Annotated in this window: 19 protein-coding genes; 14 read left to right on the plus strand and 5 right to left on the minus strand. The window is 40.5% G+C overall.

Going from position 1 to position 19,498, the window contains the following annotated elements:
- The 5 genes from ruvX to proB all read left to right on the plus strand — a co-directional run bounded on the left by ruvX (position 1) and on the right by proB (position 3,945).
- The gene (ruvX, locus tag V7K25_RS17570; RefSeq protein ID WP_335159808.1) at positions 1-477 is read left to right on the plus strand and encodes a Holliday junction resolvase RuvX; all 477 of its coding nucleotides are present in this window, start codon (positions 1-3) and stop codon (positions 475-477) included.
- A 145-nt stretch (positions 478-622) separates the two neighbouring features.
- Positions 623-1,195 (plus strand): DUF3727 domain-containing protein, encoded by a 573-nt coding sequence (locus V7K25_RS17575; protein ID WP_322646767.1) that lies wholly within the window; start codon positions 623-625, stop codon positions 1,193-1,195.
- Between the two features lie 163 nt (positions 1,196-1,358).
- Complete coding sequence (locus V7K25_RS17580) at positions 1,359-1,985, plus strand: hypothetical protein (protein ID WP_335159809.1); 627 nt, start codon at positions 1,359-1,361, stop codon at positions 1,983-1,985.
- Positions 1,986-2,038: 53 nt separating this feature from the next.
- Positions 2,039-2,578 (plus strand): YqeG family HAD IIIA-type phosphatase, encoded by a 540-nt coding sequence (locus tag V7K25_RS17585; protein ID WP_335159810.1) that lies wholly within the window; start codon positions 2,039-2,041, stop codon positions 2,576-2,578.
- A gap of 257 nt (positions 2,579-2,835) precedes the next feature.
- Positions 2,836-3,945, plus strand: a complete 1,110-nt coding sequence (proB, locus tag V7K25_RS17590; protein ID WP_335159811.1) for a glutamate 5-kinase — start codon at positions 2,836-2,838, stop codon at positions 3,943-3,945.
- 49 nt (positions 3,946-3,994) lie between these two features.
- Here proB and V7K25_RS17595 read toward each other — a convergent pair whose 3' ends face one another.
- Complete coding sequence (locus tag V7K25_RS17595) at positions 3,995-4,984, minus strand: ROK family protein (RefSeq protein WP_335159812.1); 990 nt, start codon at positions 4,982-4,984, stop codon at positions 3,995-3,997.
- A gap of 99 nt (positions 4,985-5,083) precedes the next feature.
- On the opposite strand from V7K25_RS17595, the gene V7K25_RS17600 reads away from it, so the two are divergent.
- The gene (locus tag V7K25_RS17600) at positions 5,084-5,305 is read left to right on the plus strand and encodes a hypothetical protein (protein WP_335159813.1); all 222 of its coding nucleotides are present in this window, start codon (positions 5,084-5,086) and stop codon (positions 5,303-5,305) included.
- Between the two features lie 17 nt (positions 5,306-5,322).
- Here the strand turns inward: V7K25_RS17600 and V7K25_RS17605 are convergent, their stop codons facing one another.
- Positions 5,323-6,075 carry a Mut7-C RNAse domain-containing protein gene (locus V7K25_RS17605; protein ID WP_335159848.1) on the minus strand — a complete coding sequence of 251 codons (753 nt, stop codon included), beginning with the start codon at positions 6,073-6,075 and terminating at the stop codon, positions 5,323-5,325.
- Positions 6,076-7,196: 1,121 nt separating this feature from the next.
- Between V7K25_RS17605 and V7K25_RS17610 the strand changes: the two genes are divergently transcribed.
- Complete coding sequence (locus V7K25_RS17610) at positions 7,197-8,174, plus strand: sucrase ferredoxin (RefSeq protein ID WP_335159814.1); 978 nt, start codon at positions 7,197-7,199, stop codon at positions 8,172-8,174.
- 251 nt (positions 8,175-8,425) lie between these two features.
- Here the strand turns inward: V7K25_RS17610 and V7K25_RS17615 are convergent, their stop codons facing one another.
- Both V7K25_RS17615 and V7K25_RS17620 read right to left on the minus strand, forming a co-directional pair.
- Positions 8,426-10,015, minus strand: coding sequence for a helix-turn-helix domain-containing protein (locus V7K25_RS17615; RefSeq protein WP_335159849.1), 1,590 nt, complete (start codon positions 10,013-10,015; stop codon positions 8,426-8,428).
- Positions 10,016-10,348: 333 nt separating this feature from the next.
- A complete protein-coding gene (locus V7K25_RS17620) occupies positions 10,349-10,492 on the minus strand; it encodes a hypothetical protein (protein WP_335159815.1) in 144 nt (47 codons plus the stop codon).
- Positions 10,493-10,924: 432 nt separating this feature from the next.
- On the opposite strand from V7K25_RS17620, the gene fdxB reads away from it, so the two are divergent.
- The 7 genes from fdxB to V7K25_RS17655 all read left to right on the plus strand — a co-directional run bounded on the left by fdxB (position 10,925) and on the right by V7K25_RS17655 (position 17,563).
- Entirely contained in the window at positions 10,925-11,218 is a 294-nt protein-coding gene (gene fdxB, locus V7K25_RS17625) for a ferredoxin III, nif-specific (RefSeq protein ID WP_335037009.1), read from the plus strand.
- 500 nt (positions 11,219-11,718) lie between these two features.
- Positions 11,719-12,729, plus strand: a complete 1,011-nt coding sequence (locus V7K25_RS17630; RefSeq protein ID WP_335159816.1) for a cytochrome c oxidase subunit II — start codon at positions 11,719-11,721, stop codon at positions 12,727-12,729.
- Between the two features lie 122 nt (positions 12,730-12,851).
- On the plus strand, positions 12,852-14,540 hold the full coding sequence (gene ctaD, locus V7K25_RS17635; RefSeq protein ID WP_335159850.1) for a cytochrome c oxidase subunit I: 1,689 nt from the start codon (positions 12,852-12,854) through the stop codon (positions 14,538-14,540).
- A gap of 259 nt (positions 14,541-14,799) precedes the next feature.
- Complete coding sequence (locus tag V7K25_RS17640) at positions 14,800-15,399, plus strand: cytochrome c oxidase subunit 3 (protein WP_229468424.1); 600 nt, start codon at positions 14,800-14,802, stop codon at positions 15,397-15,399.
- A 152-nt stretch (positions 15,400-15,551) separates the two neighbouring features.
- The gene (locus V7K25_RS17645; RefSeq protein WP_335159817.1) at positions 15,552-16,037 is read left to right on the plus strand and encodes a hypothetical protein; all 486 of its coding nucleotides are present in this window, start codon (positions 15,552-15,554) and stop codon (positions 16,035-16,037) included.
- Between the two features lie 350 nt (positions 16,038-16,387).
- Positions 16,388-16,999, plus strand: coding sequence for a cupin (locus tag V7K25_RS17650; protein WP_335159818.1), 612 nt, complete (start codon positions 16,388-16,390; stop codon positions 16,997-16,999).
- Positions 17,000-17,068: 69 nt separating this feature from the next.
- Positions 17,069-17,563, plus strand: coding sequence for an ArsC/Spx/MgsR family protein (locus tag V7K25_RS17655; RefSeq protein WP_335159819.1), 495 nt, complete (start codon positions 17,069-17,071; stop codon positions 17,561-17,563).
- A 363-nt stretch (positions 17,564-17,926) separates the two neighbouring features.
- Here V7K25_RS17655 and cysK read toward each other — a convergent pair whose 3' ends face one another.
- Entirely contained in the window at positions 17,927-18,886 is a 960-nt protein-coding gene (gene cysK / locus V7K25_RS17660) for a cysteine synthase A (protein ID WP_335159820.1), read from the minus strand.
- Between the last annotated feature and the right edge of the window lie 612 nt (positions 18,887-19,498).

The raw sequence follows: 19,498 nt of genomic DNA on the forward strand, positions 1-19,498 counted from the left end.
GTGATATCCCCAGAGCAACCAAAACCTTTTATTTCAGCGTTGGGACTAGATTTTGGTCGCAAGCGCATTGGTGTGGCTGGGTGCGATCGCACGGGTTTAATTGCGACAGGGATTACCACAATTGAGCGCACATCTTTTGAGCAGGATGTCGAGCAAATCCGGCAAATAGTTAATGAACGCGAGGTGCAAATCCTGGTGATGGGCTTACCTTATTCAATGGATGGCTCAGTAGGATTTCAAGCGCGTCAAGTTCAAAAATTTACTATAAGACTTGCTAAAGCACTGAAGCTGCCTGTGGAATATGTGGATGAGCGATTAACTTCATTTCAGGCAGAACAACTGCTGATAGCTGAGAACCGCTCCCCGTCACGCCATAAAGGTTTGATTGACCGTAAGGCAGCCGCTTTGATTTTACAACAATGGTTGGATGTTAAGCGTGCTAGTTCCCACACTTCAGTTGCGGCTATTGAATATTGATACCTTTTAACATGATATTCTGAAAACGATTAGCCAGCAGTTGTATCTACGTATAAAGCTATTTAGTTAACATAATATGTCATTAAATAGTTAAACAATTTTTCAAGTTGCTGGTATTTATTAAATTTCTTTCTACATTTCGGCTATGTTTTCCTCTCCATTTCCTGAAGAAAATGATAACGCTCATGCGGGTTCCATCACTTTAACTGATGATAAAGGGCGATCGCTCGAATGTTACATTGAGCATTCCCTCGAAGTCGATGAACAAGAATACGTTTTACTTCTTCCTGTAGACTCCCCTGTAGAAATTTTTTCTTGGGAAGGTGACGGTGAGGAAGAAGAAGCGGTTCTGGTAGAAGATGACACCATTATTGAGCAAATTTTTGCCACTGCCCAAGCTGTACTATCTGAGCAGAACCTGATATTGAAAAATACAGCTTATGCTTTAACTGTTGCAGGTGATTTACCGCCCGTTGAAGAATCAGAACTTTTCACCTTAGAAATCGAAGACGAAGAGGCGGATTTAGATCCGGAACAATTACAGCTACTCGCTAGCTTCTATGATGAAGATCAGGAGTATGCAATTTATACACCCCTCGATCCCCTATTATTTTTTGCACGGATAACTAAAACGGGTGAACCTGAATTACTCTCTCCAGAGGAGTTTCGTAAAGTGCAACCTCTGTTAGAGGAACATCTTTTTAATGAAGTGGAATAAGATTAAAAATTCAAAATGAAAATGTTGCATTTTGAATTTTTTAATTAGTAATTTTGATTGTTATCAAAATCTACTTAAACCTTTTACCAGATTCTGGAAAAGCATTTTGGTAGGGATTTTTAATTCCATATCCCAAATCCCAAATTAGTATGAGATGCTGAAAATGGCTTATAGCGACTTTACATTAAGTAAATTTAAAAAGTCATTCAGCATCCACATTCATGAAGAGACTGATTTATATACCCACATAGAAGCTTTACAGCCAAGCCAGAAACTCATAAATTCTTTAGAAGAAACGACAGAACTGGCTTTAGCAATTAATACTGAAAAAGCTCGTTCAGAAATGATTATCACTCCAATTTTATTGGAGGTAAGACGCAGGGCTAATTATCCAATTAGTTTATTTTCGGGAACAGATTTTAATGTAAATGTAGAAAAAGGTCTGAATGGCTATTGTGATTTTATCATCAGTCGTGCTAAAGAGCAATTAACAATTAATGTGCCTGTGGTGATTATTAGTGAAGCGAAAAATGAAAATATTAAAGGTGGATTAGGTCAATGTGCGGCGGCAATGTTGGCAGCACAATTGTTTAATCAACAAGAAGGAAATGAAATTAGGAAAATTTATGGCGCGGTAACAACGGGTGATATTTGGAAGTTTTTGAAGTTAGAAGAAAACGATATATTTATTGATTTGAGTAATTATTACATCAAAGAGATCGATAAGATTTTAGGGATTTTATCTCAAAGTGTTCAGGGAGAGATACCAGGATCGAGTTCGACTAACTAAACTATATTGGGTTATGCTCATTTGTCTGAGCTATTTAAATTTCACTGTTGACTATGGCCTGGAACAATCTTTTACAGCCTGACTTGATTTTACAAGGTTCAGTGTTGAATCTAACACCGGATATTATCCAACAATACGGGCTTAAGGGGCTGGTATTGGATGTAGATGAAACCTTAGTACCCTTTAGAGTAGGTGTGGCTTCCCCAGAACTACAAGATTGGGTGGAGCAAATTCGCAGATGTACCGCATTGTGCTTGGTAAGTAACAACCTGAGTGAAGCGCGAATAGGTGGAATTGCGCGATCGCTCAACCTACCTTACTATTTGGGTGCAGCCAAGCCCTCTCGACGCAAAATTAGAGCAGCACTTAGGGGAATGGATCTACCAGTGCATCAAGTGGGGATGGTAGGCGATCGCTTATTTACTGATGTCATCGCAGGTAATCGCTTGGGGATGTTTACCATTCTAGTTGAACCGATTGTCCATGCAGACGCAGCCCTGCGTTCTCATCCTGTTCGCAACTTTGAAGTTTGGATATCTGAAATTCTGGGAGCCTCTATTACCCCCAAGAAAAGAAAGATTCACAAAAGTTAATAAATCGTCAGGAAAGTAAATCTAAAGAAATAATTAAATAATTTTACTGGAATCAAAAAATCTGGGATCATAAGTATTAATAACATAGGGTCAGCCAAAAAAGACCCTACAGCATACAAAATAAATATAAACCCGTAAAGCGTCAGCCTTCACTATAGAGGGATTGGCGCTTTACAAATTTAGTTAGGAGTTAGAAGTTATGAGTTATGAATTAAATTCAACTCCTAACTCCTCACTCTTAACTCCTCACTTTTTAGATGTCATTAACAATTGTTGTCAAAATTGGTACTTCTAGCCTAACCCAACCAGAAACGGGACAATTAGCACTTTCCACCATCGCTACCTTGGCGGAAACACTCTGTCATTTAAGACGCCAGGGACACCGGGTAATTTTGGTTTCTTCTGGGGCTGTGGGAGTAGGTTGTGCGCGGTTGGGCTTAACTGAACGTCCCAAAGCGATCGCACTAAAACAGGCTGTAGCAGCAGTTGGACAAGGCAGGTTAATTCGGATATACGATGATTTATTTACTACCTTGCAACAGGCGATCGCTCAAGTATTATTGACTCGCAGCGACTTGGTACAGCGCAGCCGTTATCTCAACGTCTACAACACTTTTCAGGAACTATTAAGACTGGGAGTGATCCCTATTATCAATGAAAATGATACCGTGGCAATAGACGAACTAAAATTTGGTGATAATGACACCCTTTCGGCATTAGTTGCCAGCCTAGTAGAAGCAGATTGGCTATTTTTGCTTACCGATGTGGATAGACTATACTCAGCCGATCCGCGTTCCGTACCAGATGCGCGGCCGATCGCTTTAGTCAGTAGCATTAAAGAATTAGCTCAATTACAAATACAAACAGGTTCCCAAGGTTCTCAGTGGGGTACTGGCGGTATGGTGACAAAAATTTCGGCTGCGAGAATTGCGATCGCTGCTGGAGTTCGTACCGTAATTACTCAAGGGCGATTTCCCCAGAATATAGAAAAAATTATCCAGGGTGAACTGATTGGGACACATTTTGAACCGCAACCGGAACCAACTTCGGCGCGTAAACGTTGGATAGCTTATGGACTTTTACCTGCGGGTAAATTGTATTTAGATGAAGGTGCGATCGCGGCAATTTCTCTGGCGGGAAAATCGTTATTAGCAGCTGGAATTAAGGTAGTAGAAGGAGAGTTTCGCACACAGGACGCAGTGCAATTGTGTGATGGCAACGGTAACGAAATTGCTAGAGGACTTGTGAATTACAACAGCGATGAATTGCAAAAAATTCGCGGCTGTCATTCGCGGGAAATTTCTGCAATTTTAGGCTATGCGGGTGTGGAAACGGTGATTCATCGAGATAATTTGGTTTTGATTTAGGATAAAAATAAGATAAATTTCGTGACTACTAATCGCGAGAGTAAACAATTTATGCGTCTAGCATAATAGAAGCGATCGCCACCGCCCCCCACAAGGGCGCATCATCACCCAGCACCGCAGGGATAATTTCAAAATCAACTTCTGGTAAAGCCGTCTCCCGCGCCACCTGACGCACCACTTGCCAAAAATCTGCCCCCGCTTTCGTCACACCGCCCCCCAACACAAAGCGTTGCGGATTCATCAAATTCGCTACATTTCCAATACCTACACCCAGCGCCCAAGCAGCCTTGTGCAATACTTCCTTCGCCAAATCATCTCCAGCCGCCGCCGCCTCACTTACCAACTGCCCCGTCAGCAACGTTAAATTATCCCCTACCAAACCCCTTAACACATCTCCTCCTTGGCGACTTGGCGGTACCCTTCGGGAAGCCGCTGGCGCGTCTACGTTTTCCAAAATTTCCCTAACATTTTGCGCCATATAAGGCCCCGACGCCAAACGTTCCACACATCCCCGCTTCCCACACAAACAAACTGGCCCAGCAGGATCTACAACGATATGTCCAATTTCCCCAGCCATCCCACCAGCACCCCGCCAAGGCTGCCCGTTGAGTATCCAACCACCACCCACGCCAGTGCTGATAGTTATATAAAACAGGCTATCGTACCCCTGCCCCGCACCAAAACGATGTTCTCCCAAAGCAGCAATATTAGCATCATTATCTACACCAACAGGAACGCCAAACTCCTCCTCCAACAAACTTTTGAGAGGAATATTTTCCCATCCAGCCACATGATGAGATAGTCGCACCGTCCCCGTAGAAGCATCTACAGGGCCGCCAAAGCTGACACCGATCGCAGCAGGTTTCGTGTCTTCTAACAGAGAGTAAATGAGCGATCGCATAATTTCCAAGTCAGTACTAGCATTTGCATTCGCTGGCGAGAGACGACGTTCATAACGCAACCACTTTCTAGAACCGACATTTACCGTTGCTGCCGCCAATTTAGTTCCGCCAAAATCGAGAGCTAAAATTAATGTCATAGTTTTTTATTTTTTATAATAGGTGGTTTATTTCTCAAGAAAGATGTTGACAAGCAAAATAAATTCAACACTAAAGAAGACTGTATAATTTAGCAACTCATGACTTCCGATCAACCCAATCCACTTATCGATTTCTCTCACGCCAAAGAACCTCCTGACTCTCTTGATATCGATAAAGCTCAAGAGACAGATCCCATTGAACCTGAAGAAGTAACTGGAGAGAGTAAGCAAAACCCCACTCCTGATGATTTAAATAAAGAAGATGAAGATCCTAGAATTGGGGGTAGTCAAATAATTAGTGCCAATATTTCAGGTAGCTAAATATTGTCATTACTAAGTTACTCACCTCTTTGTGAGTTGAGTACTTTGTCAATAAACTGTTGCAATCGTTCATAATGTGAACCTTTCCAATAAATGCGATCGCAGTCTTGGCAACGCTGGAATATATCAACCTGCGATCGCACTGTTTCTGGTAGCTTGTCAACGATGGATTGCTTATTTACAGGTTCTAGTAATCCATTGCAACGCAAACACCGTTTAAATGGTGAGATTAATTTAAACAAGTCGTAGCGTTGTAGGACTTCCAAGATTTGTTGTTGAGGGTTAGTATTTCTAACGTAATACCCATACGTTACCAAACTACGCATTAATAAACCTTTATCACGAGTCAAGAGAATTCGCCCCTGGCTGTAGGATATCTCGGCTAATTTCTCATCCTCGTAGTCATTGCGGTATAAAGTATCAAAACCTAAAAGTCGTAGAGATGTCGCAAGCTTCCCCAAATGGATATCTAAAACAAAGCGGATAATACTAAGCAGTTCTGGCATAACAGAAACCTTTGCTATAATAGTACCCCTAGCAGAAATTGGATAAACATTGATAGTATCTCCATCCGCAACTATGTAAGAAAAATTTACATATTCATCATTGACATTTATAAAATCAACTTCTGGATGAGGGACGCCCAAGGACTCAATCATGTCCTTAATTGAAGCTCTTTCCTCAAAAAAATGGGAGATTTTCACCTGCTTATGATGCCGTGGTAAAAAATGATTCAATTCTCCATGAAAAAAGAAATATGCGATCGCCATACTTAAAAATCTTGGAATTAATAGGGGCACACAAATGTACCCTTACCGTCAACAATTTGTCACACTTGCAAAACTTTACCTATTGTATTGAAAGAATCAATGCTTGTTCAAGTCAGCTATCTCCACTATTAAATAACCATTAACCTTGATTTAAGCAACCTTCTAGAGGCGACAAACGGTAAGAGAATTAGAAAGGTTCTCAAATACTTGCATTTATTATTGAGTTCAGTTACAGTCAAGGCAGAGGCATATAATCAAACCCTGACATGAGCTTCAGGAAGTTAGATTAGGTAAAAGGGTAAATATACCAGGTTCGTTAATGTTGATTTTAGTGACGCTGCTAATAATTAGTCACTAGTTTTGACGTTTAACTTATTTCGCATGAAGTACGGGGCACAAAGCATTTACCCCTAATTTAATTGTCTTTATTTTTTCTAAGCTAATTGAGAATTATTTGCAATATGATGGATAAATACATTAAAAGCAGAGAAAAAGTTTTAAAACAGTATTGGGTTACCAAACTATCACCTGTTTATCAGGTGTTCTCGCATCTACTTTTAGGAATATGATTAAACAAAAACAATATAAAATTATATCTTTATGTGTAAAAACAACGATTGTAACTAGCTATGTAAAAAAATTCAGCAAAACTTTAAATAATTATGTTGCTACAAGCAATATTTTTGATTGTAATATCAGTTACATCCATATTGTAAGCAAGCTGATTGCCTGTTACACTCTAAGCGATGTCTGACGACAAGCTACTTTGCATCTACGCAAAAGATTGAACATATTTGATTTTGCGAAAAAAACCAAGTTCAGAAAAGCCGAGCTTCAGCAAGTGAAAATTTCCAAGATACCAAATAACAATAAAACTATATACAAAACTAACGCCGCGCATACGGAAAAATCTATTTTGATGCTATTTATCTCTATTGTGGAGACTTTATTAACCGGAAAGACCTCGATCAGTAATGATGTTATAAAGTGGATACCTAGTTTTAACTGGGAAATGAATATTGTTCTTTTTTATCTCCTTTAGCCAAGGATATTGTAACTAGGAACACAATTGTATTTTGTAATACCCTTCGTCCATAAAATACGCTAATGAGTACAGCGAGATGAATACTTTTTTTTGTTCTGACGATTCACAGCAAATAGGAGAAGATGTTATTGGTAGCGCCACCAATTATCAAACTTATATTTTAGTTGAGTGTCCTTTACCTTGGACATCAGAAGCTTTTAATTCCAAATGGGTACCCCAGAATTTGAGGGTTTTGGTAGAGGAAGTGAAGCGTGCTAAACTACCGATTAGATTCCTCTTGATTGCTAACGATCAATCACACAAAGTAAACCATACTACGCTCTTGATTTATCAAAAAGAAGAGGGGTTAAGTAATGGATACCATAAAAAAGAGTTTAAGCTAGCAAATATTGAGCAAGTAGCAGCAATTGTCCAAAAATGGTTATGGGGTATCAATTCTAATTCTGAGATAGAAACCAGCGAAACTAAAGATATTTTAGTTTGTACCCACGGTAGCCATGATAAATGTTGTGCCAGATATGGCGCTCCTTTTTATTTTAATGTAACATCAACGAATGCTGATTTGTGCTTGGATAATGTGCGAATTTGGAAATCATCACACTTCGGTGGACATCGGTTTGCACCAACAATTATAGACTTGCCAGAAGGAAGATATTACGGTCGTATAGATATAGATTCATTTAGATCGATTTTGACTCGTACTGGTGATATTCAATGCTTAAATAAAGTCTATAGAGGCTGGGGAATTCTGCCTGCTGCACTTCAGGTTTTGGAAAGAGAACTAATGCTTTGTAATGGATGGGATTGGTTTAATTACAAAGTTGCAGGCAAAATTTTGGAGCAAAGTTTAGATAATAATACTATTCTGGGTGAGCTAAGTTTTGAACAACCTTCTGGTTCTCTCTACACGTACCAGGCTAAACTTGTGAAAGATGAAACTAAGACTCAACAACTGAAGAGTTCATGCAATGCTACACGAGAGTTGGTAGTTACTAAATATGCTGTCGGTAGTCTTTGGGTTACTTCTAGTAAGGTGATGAGTTATAGTACTTAAAAGAGGAGAGTTTTTCAACGCAGAGGAACGCAAAGGGAAGCGCAGAGGTGTGCGGAGTCGTGCTGTGCTTAGTATACAGCGCTTCCGGCTATTGTGCAATATACTTTTCTCCTAGCCCCTCTCCTATCATCGCTTTCAGCTTTTAGGATGTACCTCATAGCTGCCGTAAGTGCTGTAACGCTGCAAAAATTGGTAACAAAATCTCTGCGTACCTTTGCGTTTCCCTCTGCGTTGAAATTCCAAAATAAAGATTAAGTCATATTTAAGACTTTTCTTAAAAGTACTTGGTCTTCTAATTTGGCTTTTAAACGGCCATTTTCGATATCTCGAATCCAGCTTTGGCTTTTACCTGTAAGCTTTGCCAATTCTCTTTGGGAGAGATTCAAATTTTTTCGCGCTTGCAAAATCTGTTCACCCAGCAAATCGTTTGTAGCTTTAGGCTTCCTTTTGGCTTTAGCAGTTCTTGTTTTCTTTTTTTCCGATTCTGAGATTTGCTGTTCCCATTCTGGTGGAAGTTCAAAAGCCAAAATCCGCGCATTCATTAAGAGATTCCATTTACCACGGGGGCCTGTGTCTGTGAGGCGGGTTTCAGCACCACCGTCATTAGTCCAAAATTCTAATGCTTCATCTGGATCTTCAGGAAGATCAACTAACTTTGCCCATAAAGGTTGAATTTCTGGCGGGTAGGTAACTGGATCGAAAAGTGGTTTCATTCCATAGTGATTGAGAATTTCTAAATCGCTTTCAAAAGTTCGCAGCAAACGTTTGCGTTCTTCCCGTTGTCTGGATGCAAGGGCGACTTTTTCTTCTCCGTAAGCAATACGCAGCAAGGTAGGAATAGTAATGCGTTGTTCTTTGCCCATTTTGGTTTTAAACAGCAACCACAGCATTAATCGGACTGCGCCTTCATGTTGCTGCCAAATGCTCATGACTGTGGTTAGCAATGTTTTGGGAAGACTGCCATATTGATAGAATGCGGTTCGCTCTTTACATGCTTGTTTGTTTAAGAAATATTGTGCCCATAAGCCTGCTTTTACTTTAAAAGTTAGACCAATAAGATATTTGCATCCAAGATTGTCTTCTTGAAAGTGGTGCTGAATATCTAGTAAGTGCCATAAGCGGCTACCTGTAATAGAGAATCCGTTAATTCGACCTTGTTGAGGCCAGTCAATGGAGATAACCAGGGAGCAAGCTTGTTGGACAAGATTTTTCATTAAAGCTAGTTTGGCAGCTTTGCTTAAATCTTTGCGTTTCTCCATCCCCAAATATTTCTCAATTTGTCGCTCATCGATCGCAAATTCTTGCTCCCAAGGTTGATCTAAAGCTGTAGCATAAGCTGCAAAAATTAGATGTATGCAAGCGGCTCTGATGTCAAGCCCCTCAATTGCTGCTGAATCTGTGGCCTTGTCGTTAACTTTGAATGGATCTTGGATGTGAAAAGCGATCGCACCTCGTCCCTGGTTGATTTGTCGGCTGTAACTTATGTAGCCTTCTTCATCGGTTTCCCAATGTAGCGATGTACGTTGTGCTAGTACATTACAAGCTTCCCAAATAGCGATCGCTGAAGCAAATGGATTATTCTTGCCGTTAGAAAACAAGTCTAAACTACTGGCATCTCTCGGTTCTATTTTGCATCTCCCTTTTTTCGATTGCCAAGGAATCGGAGAATTTGTTGGACAAGCTATTACACATTGCGGTTCTGAATAATAGCCCTCACAATTATTACAAAGACCAGGATCAATCCAGTATTCATTGTCCTCTATTCTGATTGCACCCGTAGGACATTGGGGGCGGCAGTTGTCACATCCAACGCAACTGTTGTTAGGAATTGTATAAGGCATTTGGCTCTTTTCCCACTCTAATCGTTGAGATGTCAGGCTCAGGTCTCCCCTGGATGAGTCCTGCTTATTCATGACTCGCTACCACATATCTTTATGGCGAGAATAATCTTTTCTCACCACACTCACTTCCCACATCCATATTTTTAGTTTGCATCCAATTGGAATCTATTTAAGGCTTTAAAACCGAGCCGGATAAAACTTATTTATTAACTATACATTTCATAAAAATAATGATTAATTTGTTCGTGTCGAGCTAAAAAAAATATTAATATTTATTGAAAATCTACCTCAATGAACATTTTACTTTAACCATAAAGTGCTTTTAGAAAACATTTAAGCCTGTTGTAATTGCATTTCATCTAATTTATTAATGATTTTAATATTTAATGCACGATCATATTCTGCTACCAAGTTTACAGTTCCTTCATAATTAACTTTACTTTCTTGATGTAAAAGAATAATCTCTTTTGTCATCATTTATCTAAATAAATTAATTAAAGGAAAATCAGAATTTGTTGGCTTTTAAAATACATATTGCATATATAAAAATGTAACTCACAAACATTTATTTTTGTATCAATCACTACTATTTGCCTATATTTATCTAACTAATCAAAAAAATACTTGAAAAAGAATATCATCACTCGTATAGAGATATTTGTATCTGGTGGAAATAATAATTATCCATACACAGTAGCAAGTAGCTACTTTAGCCTCCTACAACCAGACAATTATTATCAATAATTTCTATCTATAATTTGAAATTAAAAACAATGTGATTTTGTGTTCAAAGTCATCGGAATTTGATGACTGAAAAGTAATTTTTGAATATAAACGAATAAAAGATTAGGATAATATGATGATTAATGCACAAACAGATTGAAAGGCAAAATTGCCGAAGGATTATTCATGGCACAGCTAACAGGTTTGACATTTGGCGGTAATGCTTGGACACCAAAGTTCGCTCAAGAAATTGACAAGGATAAATGTATCGGTTGTGGCAGATGCGTTAAAGTATGCGGTTACAATGTGCTGGGTTTGAAAGCACTCAATGAAGAAGGGGAATTTGTAGAAGATGAAGATGATGAAGAAATTGAACGGAAAGTAATGGCAGTTACTTCTCCAGAGAACTGTATTGGTTGTGAAGCTTGTTCACGGATTTGCCCCAAGAATTGCTACACGCATGTCGCATTAAACAACTAAGGTTTTTGAAGTTAGTCAAAATTGTTGTTCATTCAAGGAGGCACTGTTTGTATAAAGCGCCAATGTGCTAGGCAAGGTAACTTGAGGGGAATATTAAATATTTACTGTAACTAATAAAAAGTTCACAGTAAACAAATCCGTAAATCGCAAAATGTCAGTTATTAACAAATTTAAACTTGCTGCTAATATAGCCTAATCAATATTAGGTCTAACAGTGCCCTCTTGGAACAACTAGCTTTTCTGGGAGCAGGGGGCTACCTTTTTCATAGGAGTTGAAATATAATTTGTAAGTTTATGGGGGAAAGATATGGAAAAAATCTGGAAGTTTCCCCCATTTTTTATGGCTGCACGTTAGAAAGTTAATAAGTGAAAAGAGAATGGGGATGGTGGGGCCCCCTCTGGGGATAAGGGGTAATGGGGAATAGATAATAATGCCCAGTGCCTAAATACCTAATACCAGAAAATCGTACCTTTAAAGACTGTTTACACAGGTAGCATGTATGCAACAAGTTCCTGTTTCACTATGGACTCTGGTTGCTGGGATAGTAGTTACAGCAATCAGTATTTGGATTGGTCAGAATCACACTTTGATGCCGGTGCAAGCATCGCTCCAAGCGCCTTTGGTAGACGGTTTTTTTAACGTCATGTTTACCATTGCGATCGCACTCTTCTTAGTGGTAGAAGGAACAATTGTACTTTTTTTGATTCAGTTTCGTCGCCGTCGCGGTGATGATACCGATGGTGTGCGAGTAGAAGGCAACGTTCCTTTAGAAATCTTTTGGACAGCAATTCCAACAGTGATTGTCCTCCTCTTGGGCATCTACAGTGTAGATGTTTTTAACCGAATGGGCGGCTTTGAACCTGCGGGTCATCCTCATTCAGCAGCGCATGTTGCTCATCTACCGGGGAGTGCTATTGCAGCCACATTAAGCGATACTGAAGCAACAAATGCCTCAACAATTGCCCCAACAAATGCCTCAACAATTGCCCCAACAATTGGTATCGGCGCATCTCCTCAAACTCTAAACAAACCAGCCGATTTAGTTGTTGATGTCAAAGGCATACAGTACGCCTGGATATTTAATTACCCTGATAGTGGCATTACCTCTGGGGAATTGCACATACCCGTCGGTGCTGATGTCCAACTCAACCTTTCAGCACAAGATGTAATTCATTCATTCTGGGTGCCAAACTTCCGCTTGAAGCAAGATGCACTTCCCGGTATTCCTACCGAACTACGATTTGTCGCCACCAAACCAGGTACATATCCCGTAGTTTGTGCTGAATTGTGCGGTGGTTATCACGGTTCAATGCGGACACAGGTAATTGTCCACACACCAGAAGAATATGATAGCTGGCGGACAGAAAACCAAATTGCTCAACAGCAAAATTTAAATCAAGTCGTTGCTGTTAATCCGGCCGACTTATCAACATCAGAGTTTCTCGCACCCCACACCCATGATATGGGAATCAGTGCAGCAACTCTAGAGTCAGTAGTCATTGGTCATTAGTCATTGGTCATTGGTCATTGGTCATTAGTCATTAGTAACGGACAAATGACAACGGACAAATGACAACGGACAAAAAGACAAAAGACAAATGACAAATGACAAACGACAAAGGACAAAAATATATGACACAGGTAGAATTTCCCCGGAATACTCCACCAGAAGAAAAGAAACCGGAAATGGTGGCTGGCCACACCTCCCATCCGAAGGCGTGGAAATGGCAGGACTATTTTACATTTAATGTTGACCACAAGGTTATTGGTATCCAATACTTAGTGACAGCGTTTGTGTTCTATCTCATCGGCGGACTGATGGCTGTTGCTCTGCGTGTCGAATTAGCAACACCAGAATCAGACGTACTCGACCCCAATCTGTATAACGCTTTCATGACCAATCACGGGACGATTATGATCTTCCTGTGGATTGTTCCTAGCGCCATTGGGGGATTTGGTAACTATTTGGTGCCGTTGATGGTCGGTGCTAGGGATATGGCTTTCCCGAAGCTGAACGCGATCGCTTTTTGGTTAAATCCACCAGCAGGTGCGCTCATTTTAGGTAGTTTCATTTTTGGCGGTTCGCAATCTGGTTGGACAGCTTACCCACCTTTGAGTTTGGTAACAGCACCAATCGCTCAAACTATGTGGATACTTGCGATCGTTTTGGTAGGAACTTCTTCAATTTTGGGTTCACTGAACTTTGTGATCACCATTTTGATGATGAAGGTTCCTAGCATGAAATGGGATCAAGTGCCCCTATTTTGCTGGGCAATCTTGGCAACCTCCCTGCTGGCACTTCTCTCCACACCTGTATTAGCAGCCGGTTTAGTTCTGCTGTTGTTTGACCTCAACTTTGGCACTTCCTTCTTTAAACCAGATGCAGGCGGTAACATTGTAATTTATCAACACTTATTCTGGTTTTATTCTCACCCGGCAGTATATTTAATGATTCTGCCCATCTTCGGCATCATGTCGGAGGTAATTCCAGTTCACTCCCGCAAGCCAATCTTTGGTTATAAAGCGATCGCTTATTCTAGTGTAGCAATCTGCGTTGTCGGTTTGTTCGTCTGGGTACACCACATGTTCACCAGTGGCACACCCGGCTGGATGCGGATGTTCTTCACTATCTCCACTCTTATAGTTGCAGTTCCCACTGGCGTGAAGATTTTTGCCTGGGTTGCTACCCTTTGGGGTGGTAAAATCCGCTTCACAGGTGCAATGCTTTTCGCCATTGGCTTGTTGTCCATGTTTGTCATGGGCGGCTTAAGTGGTGTGACGATGGGAACAGCCCCCTTTGATGTTCACGTCCACGACACATATTATGTTGTAGGACATTTCCATTACGTTCTATTTGGCGGTTCCGTGTTTGGCATCTATGCCGGCATTTATCACTGGTTCCCCAAAATGACCGGACGAATGTTGAATGAAAGCTTGGCACGCATTCACTTTGCCCTTACCTTCATCGGTACTAATCTGACCTTTTTACCCATGCACGAGTTGGGTTTAAAAGGAATGCCGCGAAGAGTGGCAATGTATGACCCCCAATTTATCGACCTCAATCAAATTTGTACCTTTGGTTCATTTGTTTTGGCGATATCGGTAATTCCTTTCACCATCAACATGATCTACAGTTGGCTGAAAGGGCCTTTGGCTGGTGATAATCCTTGGCAAGCTTTGACTTTAGAATGGACAACTAGCTCACCACCTGCAATTGAAAACTGGGAAGTGTTGCCGGTTGTGACTCATGGCCCTTATGACTACGGTCATGATAACACTCTTGAAATACAGCCATCTGCAACGCCGTCAGCTAATGCTTAGGTAGTAAAGTGAGTAATGCGATCGCTCTTAAGCTGACTACAATTTCTAGTAATTTGATTTGAGAACTCGGAACTTCAACCTCAGAACTTGAAAGGCCGAGTTCTGAACTCGAAACTCGGAATTTTGAGAATTCCTGAACAAGTGAAGAGTTGAGTTAAACAAGGATTTTGGATGAAGAATGAAAATTTTGGCGCTTCAGACTTCATTCTTCATTCAAGCTTCCACAACAGACGCAGCAGATAATATTGTCAAAAAATCTATGACTATAGCTACAACCACAAGCGAAGATCACAGTGCAGGACACGAAGAACATCCAGATTTAAGAGTTTGGGGATTGTTGACGTTCCTCGCTTCTGAATCCCTAATGTTTGGGGGATTTTTTGCCACTTATTTATTTTTCCGGGGTACTACAGCAGTTTGGCCTCCAGAAGGAAGCGAAGTAGAACTACTTGTGCCGACAATTAACACCATTATCCTGGTATCTAGTAGTTTCGTCATTCACTTCGGTGATACGGCGATTAAAAAGAATAACGTCAAGGGAATGCAACTGTGGTACGCAATTACCGCAATCATGGGGGCAATTTTCTTAGGTGGTCAGGTTTATGAGTATTCAACATTAGGATACGGTCTGACTACCAACGTCTTCGCAAACTGCTTTTATATCATGACTGGGTTCCACGGTTTGCACGTTTTTGTGGGACTGTTATTGATATTACGTGCATTGTGGCGATCGCGTCTTCCCGGTGAATATTCTGCAACCAATCATACTTTCATCGAAATGACAGAAATTTACTGGCACTTCGTAGACATTATCTGGATTGTTTTATTCACCTTGGTGTACGTTCTTACTTTGTTTTAAATTGGGCATTGGGCAAAGACGCGATAAATCGCCGTCTCTACAATAATCAATCTTTCGTCTTGATGGCGATTTGATTTATCGCGTCTCTTGCCTTAATCGAGCCGTATTGCCTCATATCCCTGATCCTCCTTATCTTCAATCAAAAGTTCATTATGCAAATTGATACAAACCAATTCTCATGGTTCCAGGTTCCAGAAGACATCAAAAATTTATTAATTTTAGCTGCACAAACCTGGGAAAATACATCAGAATCAGAAAAATATATTCAACAAGCTTTAGCCCAAACTGGTGATAATACAGATGTCTTGGTAGCAGCGTATAGATTTTTCTATTATAAAAATAATTATTCTCTTGCATTACAAACAACAGTTAGATTATTAGATAAAATTAAAGAAATAGAAAACTTGCCTGATGACTGGGAGCAACTTAAGCCTATATTAGTCAATCGCAAAGAAGACCCACAAATTCGATTGTACTTAAATGCTTATGCTGCTTCTGGATTAGTACTAGCAAACTTGGGAGCAATTGAGCAAGCAAAAGAAATCAGCGCCAAAGTCAAAGAGATAGACGAAAAGCATGATTTTGGAGCCGGAATTCTCCTGGATATTTTGACACGTCCAGCAGAAGAAGATGATTAATTAGTCAATGCACATCTCGACAAGACGATGTGCGTTGTAGAGACGCGATTCATCGCGTCTGTAAGGAGTGGGGAGATAAGGGAGACAAGGACACAAGGAGAATAACCCATACCCCATTCCTAATGCCCCATGCCCAATCCGCAAAGCCCAATTCCCTTTTAGTGAACAATCATGAACAATTGGTTATCTACCACATCATATTCCTCTTACTCCTTATTAGGAGCAGCTACTGATAGCAACTCTATCATTCCTCCGATCACCATACCTACTAAAGTTCCTGGAGGTAATAATATTCCTAATGTCTCTCCGATCATCATCATCCAATCTTCTCAGCTATCAATTTAAAACTTATGAAAGGTAAGGATTGGCTGCTAACGGGGGACGGTCAGTATCAAGCCTGTAAAGCTGTGAGAGCATGGGATTTATTGAGAGAAAATTATCGCCTTTATCGGTTTTTAACTGAGATCGAAGATGTTCTCAATAGTGGGAATGATGAAACCAATCGTCTACCAGAAATCCGAATGCTTGTAAGGCGCTTAATAGTAAATTCCTACTGGGTACGAAGTCAATATTTAGAGCCTTCGCCCAAAACGGGAACCTCTGTTTTACTCCTATACGATGAATTGGGTTTTCCTTTGACTGTGCAAACAGTAACTTTTGCACCAGGAACCAGATCAACCATTCATAATCATGGGACATGGGGAGTAGTGGCGGTGTTAAAAGGTCAGGAAAAAAATACTTTTTGGCAACGCACTCATAGCCCAGAATTTCCGGACAAAATTGAATCGACGGGAGAAATAACTCTATTTCCAGGGGATATTATTAGCTTCACTCCCGATGCAATTCACAGTGTAGAAGCAATGGGTGATGAACCAACTGTGACTTTTAACATTTACGGCGAAACTGATCCGAATGAGAGATTTGAGTTTGACCCGGTTAAGTGTAGTGCTAAAAACTTTTAGCATCAGGCGGTAGGAGCGCACATTTGTGCGCCCTTAAAAACGAATAGTATTTTACAGCGAGGTAGTTAAATGGCAAGAGTAATTTTTTATAGCAAACCAGGCTGTAAAGGTGGTACTAAGCAAAAAGTTTTGCTTACAGCTGCTGGTCATGAGGTGATACCATACAATCTGCTAACAGAAGCTTGGACAGTTGAGCGGTTGCGTTCATTTTTTGGCGATCGCCCCGTAGCCGAATGGTTTAATCCTTCCGCTCCAAAGATAAAATCTGGTGAGGTGGTTCCTGAAAAAGTAGATGAACAAACCGCTTTGGCGCTGATGCTGAAAGAGCCGTTGTTGATTCGCCGTCCTTTGTTAGAAGTGGGCGAACAGCGCGAGGTAGGATTTGATGTACAAAAGATTGATGCTTGGATTGGCTTACAAGCTGTGGATGAATCCTTGCAACAAATCAGCGACAATCTCATGAAGGAGAATTTGCAAGGCTGTTCCCACGGTCACGATCATGGTCATCATCACCATAATCAGCAGGGTGAACAGCATCAAAAGCAAGGCAAGTGTAGTCATTAGATTTCTTGCAATATAATCCCTAATACCCTACCCCCAACCCCTCCCGAAAAGCGGGGAGGGGTTGGGGGTGGGGTTTTTACTGACAATGCAATTGTTTCGGCTTGCAAAAATTAACACACCCTTTCTTTACGGTGGTTCTTTAAGTAAATAAACCATGGGTTAAGACCACGGCAATGCCTTAAATGGTGTTAAACCTGGTAACAGGAGTATTAAGCTTATAATTTTATTATGGGGACAAGATTAATAGTCTTTCACAAATACCGATGCTATTAGCAAAGCTAAGAAGCACAAACATCGAATGAAGTCCTAGAGTCAAATGCGAAGGACAGAGAGATTCGTTACTCTCTTGTCCCCCTTATTTCATTAACGAACGTTAGCAGTTTCTAAGGATAAGTCTTGAAACATGGGTGTGCTGAGGTAACGTTCACCAAAGGAAGGCTGAATCATCACAATTAAACGTCCGGCATTTTCTGGACGTTTACCTACTTGGATTGCAGCACACAAAGCTGCACCAGAGGATATCCCAGACAATAAGCCTTCTTCTTTTGCCAAACGGCGTCCATAAGCGATCGCTTGTTCATCGCTGACTCTAATTACTTCATCAACTAATTCTAGGCGGAGAACATCAGGGATAAATCCCGCACCAATACCTTGAATTTTGTGTGGCCCGGCTTCACCACCGGAGAGAACTGGGCTGTTGCTGGGTTCAACTGCGATCGCTTTAAAAGTCTTCTTACGCTGTTTAAGTACTTCTGCAATCCCAGTAATCGTCCCACCAGTACCTACCCCAGCAATGACAATATCAATTTCTCCGTCTGTATCTGCCCAAATTTCTTCTGCGGTGGTTTCCTGGTGAACTTTAGGATTAGCAGGGTTGCGGAACTGTTGCAGCATAAAAGCATCGTTTGTATTAGCCACAATTTCTTCGGCTTTGCGAATAGCTCCCCGCATTCCCTCAACGCCTGGTGTCAACTCCAAAGAAGCACCATAAGCCCTAAGCATAGCCCGTCGTTCTTGGCTCATCGTCTCTGGCATTGTCAAAATCAAACGGTAGCCACGCGCTGCTGCTACCATCGCTAGAGCAATTCCTGTATTACCAGAGGTTGGCTCAACTAAAATCGTCTTTCCAGGGGAAATTGAGCCAGCAGCTTCTGCTGAGAGTACCATACTTAACCCAATGCGGTCTTTCACCGAAGCTGCTGGGTTCATCCCTTCTAATTTGACAACTATCCTTGCTACTACTCCCTCAGCTTGAGGAATCTTGTTCAGTTGAACTAAAGGAGTTCGTCCAATCAGTTCTGTTATGTCTTGAGCAATCCGCATTATTTAACTCCTAAAATCCTAAATCTTAGTACAGAGTATTTACTTATCACAATAAGCTTTTCTATATTTAATTTGCAGTTTAGTGCCAATGAGTTGCATATACTATGTATTCTAACTAAACCACAAAATATGAAAGTTTAGGAAGAACCTTTATCAGATGTTATCCTTCATTTTCACTTCAGCAGAGGGCTAGTAACGCAAGGCAGAAGTCAAAAGTCAAAAGTTACACATGCTTTAATTTTAGGCTTTATAACTGTAATTAAATGCTAGGTTTATTTCCGCCAGACTGAACTAGTTTGCCATACTTATATTTTACCATTTAGAATTGCTGACTATTGCTTTTTGGACTAAAAATCTGTATATATGCATAATTTTTTACCATTATTTTACATATTTCTTATATGTTATGGAAATATAATTTACTTTCACAACATTTAATTGTTTTTCCTAATTTATTAGTCTATCTTTATCAAAAGACATTGATATTTTCTTTTGAGTACAGTTTTTGTCTTCTAAAAAATGCATCAGAAACAGTTCTTAATCATTGCCTACACTGCTTTGAGGTTGAGTGCAGAAATACCAGCGCCCCACCTCGTAAACACTAGAACCCCA

The sequence above is a fragment of the Nostoc sp. genome (assembly GCF_036919495.1).
In the GTDB taxonomy this organism is placed as follows: domain Bacteria; phylum Cyanobacteriota; class Cyanobacteriia; order Cyanobacteriales; family Nostocaceae; genus Nostoc.